The following is a 5875-nucleotide window of genomic DNA, read 5'->3' as shown; positions in this document are numbered from 1 at the left end:
GCCATTGCAGGAGGCCAACACCCGCCCATCCGCCAGCCGCGCCCTGAGCGCCGCCCGACGTCCGGCCCTGGCACGGCGCCAGGTGCTCGGTGCACTGCTGCTGGCTGGCCTGGGCTGGGGCACCTGGCGCAACAGCCCGCTGCCCCAGGCCCTGAGCCGCTGGCGTGCCGACTACGCCACCGGCACCGGGGAAGTCCGCGACACGCTGCTCAGCGACGGTACGCGCCTGTGGCTCAATGCCCTGAGCGCGGTGGATGTGCGCTACAGCACCGAGCAGCGGCTGCTGGCGTTGCACCAGGGGGAGATCCTCATCGACACCGCCAAGGACCCGCAGCGGCCATTCCTGGTGCAGACCGAACACGGCCGCCTGCGCGCCCTGGGCACGCGCTTCAGCGTGCGCTGCGGCGCCAGCGACAGCCTGCTCAACGTCTACGCCGGCGCGGTGGAGGTACGCAGCGCCAGTGGCTTGCAGGTGCAGGTGGTGAATGCCGGCCAGCAGCTGCGCTTCGATGGCCGCACCCTGGGGCCGCTGCAGGCCGCCAGTGCCGCCCGCGAAGCCTGGAGCCACGGCCTGCTGCTGGCCGACAACCTGCCCCTGGAGCAACTGCTGGAGGAACTGGGGCGCTATCGCAACGGCCACCTGGGTTGCGACCCGGCCATCGCCCAACTGCCGGTGATGGGCTCTTTCCCCTTGCACGACTCCGACCAGGCCCTGGCCCTGCTGGAAGCGGCGTTGCCGGTGCGGGTCAAGCGCCTGGCGTCCTGGTGGGTGACCCTGGAGCCACGTACCTGAAGCCGGAAAACTTTTTTTCACCTGGCAGGTTCCCTTTTTCCGACGCCCTTCGGTTAACCCGGTAACAGTCCTCACATTGCCGACCCACAAGGGAACCCCATGCCATCACCCCGTCGTTCGCGCCTGCCCTTTCATACCCTGCCCCTGTGCACCGCACTGCTGTGCGGCGCCGCGCCCTGGGCCCACGCTGCTGCCGATGCGGGCCAGAACCAGCCCCAGGCTGAACGGCGCAGCTACAGCATCGGCCCCGGGCCGCTGGTCACGGTGCTCAACCGCTTCGCCGAGCAGAGCGCGGTGTTCATTGCCGGGCACAACGACCTGGCTGCCGGCAAGCAGAGCCCCGGCCTGAACGGCCGCTACAGCGTCGCAGAGGCCCTGCAACTGCTGCTGGCGAACTCCGGGCTGCAAGCCCAGGCGGTCAGCGGCGGCTATGTGCTCAAGGCACTTCCCGCCACCAGCGGCCCGCTGCAACTGGGCACCACGCAGATTTCCGCCCAGGGCCTGGGCAGCGTCACCGAAGGCAGCCAGAGCTACACCACCGGGGCCAGCGCCTCGGCCACCGGCCTCAACCTGTCGCTGCGCGAAACCCCGCAAACGGTGACGGTGATCACCCGCCAACAGATGGACGACCAGGGCGCCACCAGCATCGCCGACACCCTGCGCCGGGCCCCCGGGGTCAGCGTGCAGAACTACGACAGCGAGCGCTGGGAGTTCTCCAGCCGCGGCTTGCCCATCACCAATTTCCAGTACGACGGGGTCAACGCCACCTACGACGGGGTCTACGACTACGGCACCACCAGCACCGACATGGCGACCTTCGACCGGGTGGAAATCATCAAGGGCGCCACCGGCCTGATGACCGGCTCCGGTGACCCGTCGGCCACCGTCAACCTGATCCGCAAGCGGCCGACCAAAGAGTTCAAGGCCTCGGTCACCGGCACCGTCGGTTCCTGGGACAACTACCGCAGCGAAGGCGATATCTCTGGGCCCCTGACCGAAAGCGGCAACCTGCGCGGACGCTTTGTCGGGGTCTATCAGGATCGCAGCTCGTACCTGGATCACTACCAGAACACCAAGGACATCGCCTACGGCATTCTCGAAGCCGACCTGACCCCGGACACCCTGCTGACCTTCGGCCTGGACCAGCAGAACACCCGTTCCCGAGGCGCCACCTGGACCGGCTTCCCGATGTACTTCAGCGACGGCTCGCGGACCCGCTTCTCCCGCTCGTTCAACCCGGCCACCGACTGGAGCCGCCGCGACTTCAAGAACCAGACCCTGTTCACCTCCCTGGAACAGCAACTGGCCAATGACTGGACCCTGAAGGTCAGCTACGACCACCTGCGCCGCCAGCACGACACCCTGCTGGGCTCGGCCAGCGGCGGCAACCCGGACCAGGCCAGCGGCGACGGCATGTTCATGTACATGGGCAAGTTCAAGGGCGACCAGCGCCAGGACAACCTCGACATCAACCTGCACGGCCCCTTCAGCCTGTTCGGCCGCGAGCACGAGCTGATCGCCGGCTTCATGCTGATGAACGCCAGACAGGACATCCCGGTCCACGGTTCGGTGTACCCGCCAGTGGGCGGCAGCATCTACGACTGGCGCGGCGAGTTCGCCAAGCCGGACATCCCGAAGATCGGCGACAACGACATCCTCCAGCGCCAGACCGGCGCCTACCTGGCCACCCGCCTCAAGCCCACCGACGACCTGGCGGTGATCCTCGGCACCCGGGTCAGCGACTTCAAGGGCATCGACAACACCCGCTACCTCGACCCCAACAGCCCCGACGCACGCCAGCGCTACCAGCAGACCGGCGTGGTCACCCCCTATGCCGGGCTGGTCTACGACCTCAACGACAGCTACTCGCTGTACACCAGCTACACCAGCATCTACCAGCCGCAGATGAGCAAGGACGTCGACGGCAAGATCCTCGACCCGGTGCAGGGCGACAGCTACGAAGCCGGGATCAAGGCCGAGTACCTGGATGGCCGGGTCAACGCCAGCTTCGCGGTGTTCCACACCGAGCAGGACAACGTCGCGCAACTGGTGGACGGCTGGGGCATCGACGCCATCTACCGCCCGACCAAAGGCGCGACCACCAAGGGTTTCGAGGTCGAGGTGGCTGGCGAGCTTAGCGAAGGCTGGAACCTGTCGGCCGGCTACAGCTACAACCACACCCGCGACGCCAATCACGACTACGTCTACGGCTCGGTGCTGCAGAGCACCGAACCGCAGCAGGTGGCGCGGCTGTTCAGCACCTACCGCCTGCCCGGCGCCTGGGACCGCCTGACGGTGGGCGGCGGGGTCAACTGGCAGAGCCAGTTCTTCGGCAAGGTGTACCAGCCCGACCCGAGCGATACGGTCAATGGCGGGCATGACTCGCGCATCACCCAGGACGGCTACTTCCTGGTGGATGCCATGGCCCGCTACCAGTTCAGCCAGCACCTGAGCTCGACCCTGAACGTGAAGAACCTCTTCGACAAGAAGTACTACACCGGTATCGGCAACTTCAGCACCGGCTTCTACGGCGAGCCGCGCAGCCTGCAACTGGCCACCCGCTGGGACTTCTAGCCCCGCGCCGATCCACGGTAGCCCGCTCCGGCTGCGGGTTGACTACGCTTGTGCGAGCGTGCTCAACCCGCAGAGGAGCGCCCCCATGCAACGCATCCAGACCATCACCCCGTGCCTGTGGTTCGACCATCAGGCCCACGAGGCCGCACAGTTCTACTGCTCGATCTTCGAGCACTCGCGCATCACCCACGTCAGCCACTACGGCAAGGCCGGCTTCGAGTTCCATGGCCGCGCCGAAGGCTCGGTGATGAACGTGGCGTTCGAGCTTGACGGCCAGGGCTTCAGTGCCCTCAACGGCGGCCCGGCGTTTACCTTCAACGAAGCGGTGTCGCTGCAAGTGCACTGCCGCACCCAGGCCGAACTCGACCACTACTGGAATGCCCTGGGGTTTGGCGGCCCGAAACAGGCCCAGCAATGCGGCTGGCTCAAGGACCGCTTCGGGCTGTCCTGGCAGATCGTGCCGCAGACGCTCGCGCAGATGATGTGCGACCCCGACCCGGCCCGTTCCGAGCGAGTGATGCAGGCCCTGCTGGGGATGAAAAAACTCGATATCGCGACGCTGCAACGCGCCTTCGACGCGCGAAGCTAATACACTCGTGGCCGGTCCTTGAGCGATGGATATGGCCTTGACGAAAACCGCCCCGCCCTCTGCAGACGCCCCCCTCTTCTGGCGCGATGCGGCCCTGCCCTTCATCGAGGCCCGCTCCATCGCCGACGGGCGCAAGGTCTGCTATTGCGCTCATGCCCATGAGCAGTTCTCCATCGGCTGCATCACCGCAGGTGTCAGTACCTACGTCAGCGAGCAGACGCAAAGGCAGGTGGGCGCCGGCACCGTGGTGCTGATGAACCCCGGGGTGGTCCACGCCTGCAACCCCATCGACGACCAGCCCTGGTCGTACCGCATGCTGTACGTCGACACGCCCTGGCTGACCCGCCTGCAACATGAACTGGGCGTGAGCCCCGAGTTGCAGTTCCAGCCCTTCGAGGAAACCAGCAGCGACGACCCACAACTCTTCGCCGACCTCGAGCAGCTGTACCACGCCCTCGTGGACCCACAGGCCGAGACGCTGCACAAGCACAGCTGCGTGGTGGCGTTCTTCAGCGAGCTGCAACAGCGCCTGAACCCGGCCAAGGCCCTACCCCGGGAGAACAACCACAAGCTTGAGCGGGCCGCGCAGTTCATCCGCCAGCACTGTACCGAGCCCCTGGACCTGGAACAGATCTGCCAGGCTGCGCAGCTTTCGGCCTCCTACCTGATCCGCGCCTTCAAGCAGCAGTACGGCATGGCGCCCCATGCCTACCTGGTCAACCGGCGGGTGCAGTTCGCCCAGGCCCGCCTGCGCCAGGGCGTGCCGATCGCCGAGGTGGCGCAGGCCGCCGGCTTCGCCGATCAGGCGCACTTGCAGCGCGCGTTCAAGCAGCATCTGGGGGCCACCCCGGGCCAGTACCAGGGGCCGCGACGGGCCAGGCGCGGCGAACCCCAGGCCCACTGACGCCCAACTGCGCTCAAAGCAGCAGGCAGGCCGCGCTGACTGCCAGCAAGGCGGCCATGGCCCGGTTGAACAGGCGCATGCCCGCCGGGTTGCCCAGGTAATGGCGCAAAAAACTGCCGGCATAGGCCCAACAGGCCACCGACAGGTAGCAGATGACCAGGTACACCGCCGCGAACAGCCACACCAGCCGCGCCTCGCCATCGGCGGCGAAGGCCCCCATGCCGGCCACGCAAGCCAGCCAGGCCTTGGGGTTGAGCCACTGCATCAGGGCGCCATACCAGGCCGACGGCGCCCGAGGCTGGCCCTCGGTATCCAGCCGGCCATCGTCCCGGGCCAGCTTCCAGGCCATGTACAGCAGGAAGGCCACGCCGGACAGGCGGATGCCCTGGGTCAGGGCCGGCCACTGGCGCAGCAGTTCGTGCAGCCCCAGGCCGACCAGCACCAGCAACAGGACAAACCCCAGGGTGGCCCCGGCCACATGGCGCAGGCTGGCCCGGAAGCCGAACCGCGCACCGCTGCCCAGGGCGACGATGTTCACCGGCCCCGGGGTAATGGAGGCCGCCAGGGCAAAGGCCGCCATGGAAAACACTACGCTCATCACTTGCCTCTTTGTCTCTGTGGGTTGGAGCCGCACAGACTACGAGGCCGGGGTGAGGCGGTATTGAACAAAACTACCCTGCCGGTGACGGGCTGTCGTGACACCGCGCAGGCCGCGACGAACTTGTGGATCGCGCCCGGCAATCAACTATTGAATCGGGTCACCAGTGCATTGAGTTCATGGGCGGTGGACTCAAGGTCGCCACCAATGCTGCAGGAGTGCACGGCAATATCGGCATTCTGGTCCGAGACCCGGGCGATATTGCTGATCTGCTCGGAGATTTCCTCGGCCACATGGGCCTGCTGCTCCGACGCCGCGGCCATCTGCTGGCTCATCTGGTGAATGCGCTCCACCGCCGAGTTGATGCCGTCCAGCGCCTGCTGGGTGCTGACTACCTGGGTCACCCCGGAGCGCGCC

The 5875-nt window shown here is 66.9% G+C and carries 5 protein-coding genes and 1 pseudogene; 4 read left to right on the top strand and 2 right to left on the bottom strand.

The genetic code is table 11. The features are described from left to right. The 4 genes from F6S12_RS29145 to F6S12_RS29130 form a co-directional block, all read left to right on the top strand. Positions 1 to 793 (top strand): FecR domain-containing protein (locus F6S12_RS29145; protein WP_315869643.1); only part of this gene is annotated, 793 nt, incomplete at its 5' end. Between the two features lie 99 nt (positions 794 to 892). After that, on the top strand, positions 893 to 3367 hold the full coding sequence (locus F6S12_RS29140) for a TonB-dependent siderophore receptor (RefSeq protein WP_315869642.1): 2475 nt from the start codon (positions 893 to 895) through the stop codon (positions 3365 to 3367). An 85-nt stretch (positions 3368 to 3452) separates the two neighbouring features. Further along, positions 3453 to 3956, top strand: coding sequence for a VOC family protein (locus F6S12_RS29135; RefSeq protein WP_015635832.1), 504 nt, complete (start codon positions 3453 to 3455; stop codon positions 3954 to 3956). A 25-nt stretch (positions 3957 to 3981) separates the two neighbouring features. Then, positions 3982 to 4860, top strand: a complete 879-nt coding sequence (locus F6S12_RS29130; RefSeq protein ID WP_053158875.1) for an AraC family transcriptional regulator — start codon at positions 3982 to 3984, stop codon at positions 4858 to 4860. Positions 4861 to 4873: 13 nt separating this feature from the next. Here F6S12_RS29130 and F6S12_RS29125 read toward each other — a convergent pair whose 3' ends face one another. Beyond that, positions 4874 to 5458, bottom strand: coding sequence for a LysE family translocator (locus tag F6S12_RS29125; protein ID WP_011061600.1), 585 nt, complete (start codon positions 5456 to 5458; stop codon positions 4874 to 4876). 143 nt (positions 5459 to 5601) lie between these two features. Further along, positions 5602 to 5875 (bottom strand): annotated as a pseudogene (locus F6S12_RS29120) (chemotaxis protein); the annotation flags it as partial.

This window comes from Pseudomonas sp. JV245A, assembly GCF_032424515.1.
Classification (GTDB): Bacteria; Pseudomonadota; Gammaproteobacteria; order Pseudomonadales; family Pseudomonadaceae; genus Aquipseudomonas; species Aquipseudomonas protegens.
The sequence above is the reverse complement of the archived record's forward strand: the minus strand, read 5'-3'. Positions and strand labels throughout refer to the sequence as shown.

Bases quoted from the DNA above. Each gene is read 5' to 3' on its own strand.
- F6S12_RS29135 (WP_015635832.1), top strand. From the start codon at position 3,453: ATGCAACGCATCCAGACCATCACCCCGTGCCTGTGGTTCGACCATCAG.
- F6S12_RS29125 (WP_011061600.1), bottom strand. From the start codon at position 5,458: ATGAGCGTAGTGTTTTCCATGGCGGCCTTTGCCCTGGCGGCCTCCATT.
- F6S12_RS29140 (WP_315869642.1), top strand. From the start codon at position 893: ATGCCATCACCCCGTCGTTCGCGCCTGCCCTTTCATACCCTGCCCCTG.
- F6S12_RS29130 (WP_053158875.1), top strand. From the start codon at position 3,982: ATGGATATGGCCTTGACGAAAACCGCCCCGCCCTCTGCAGACGCCCCC.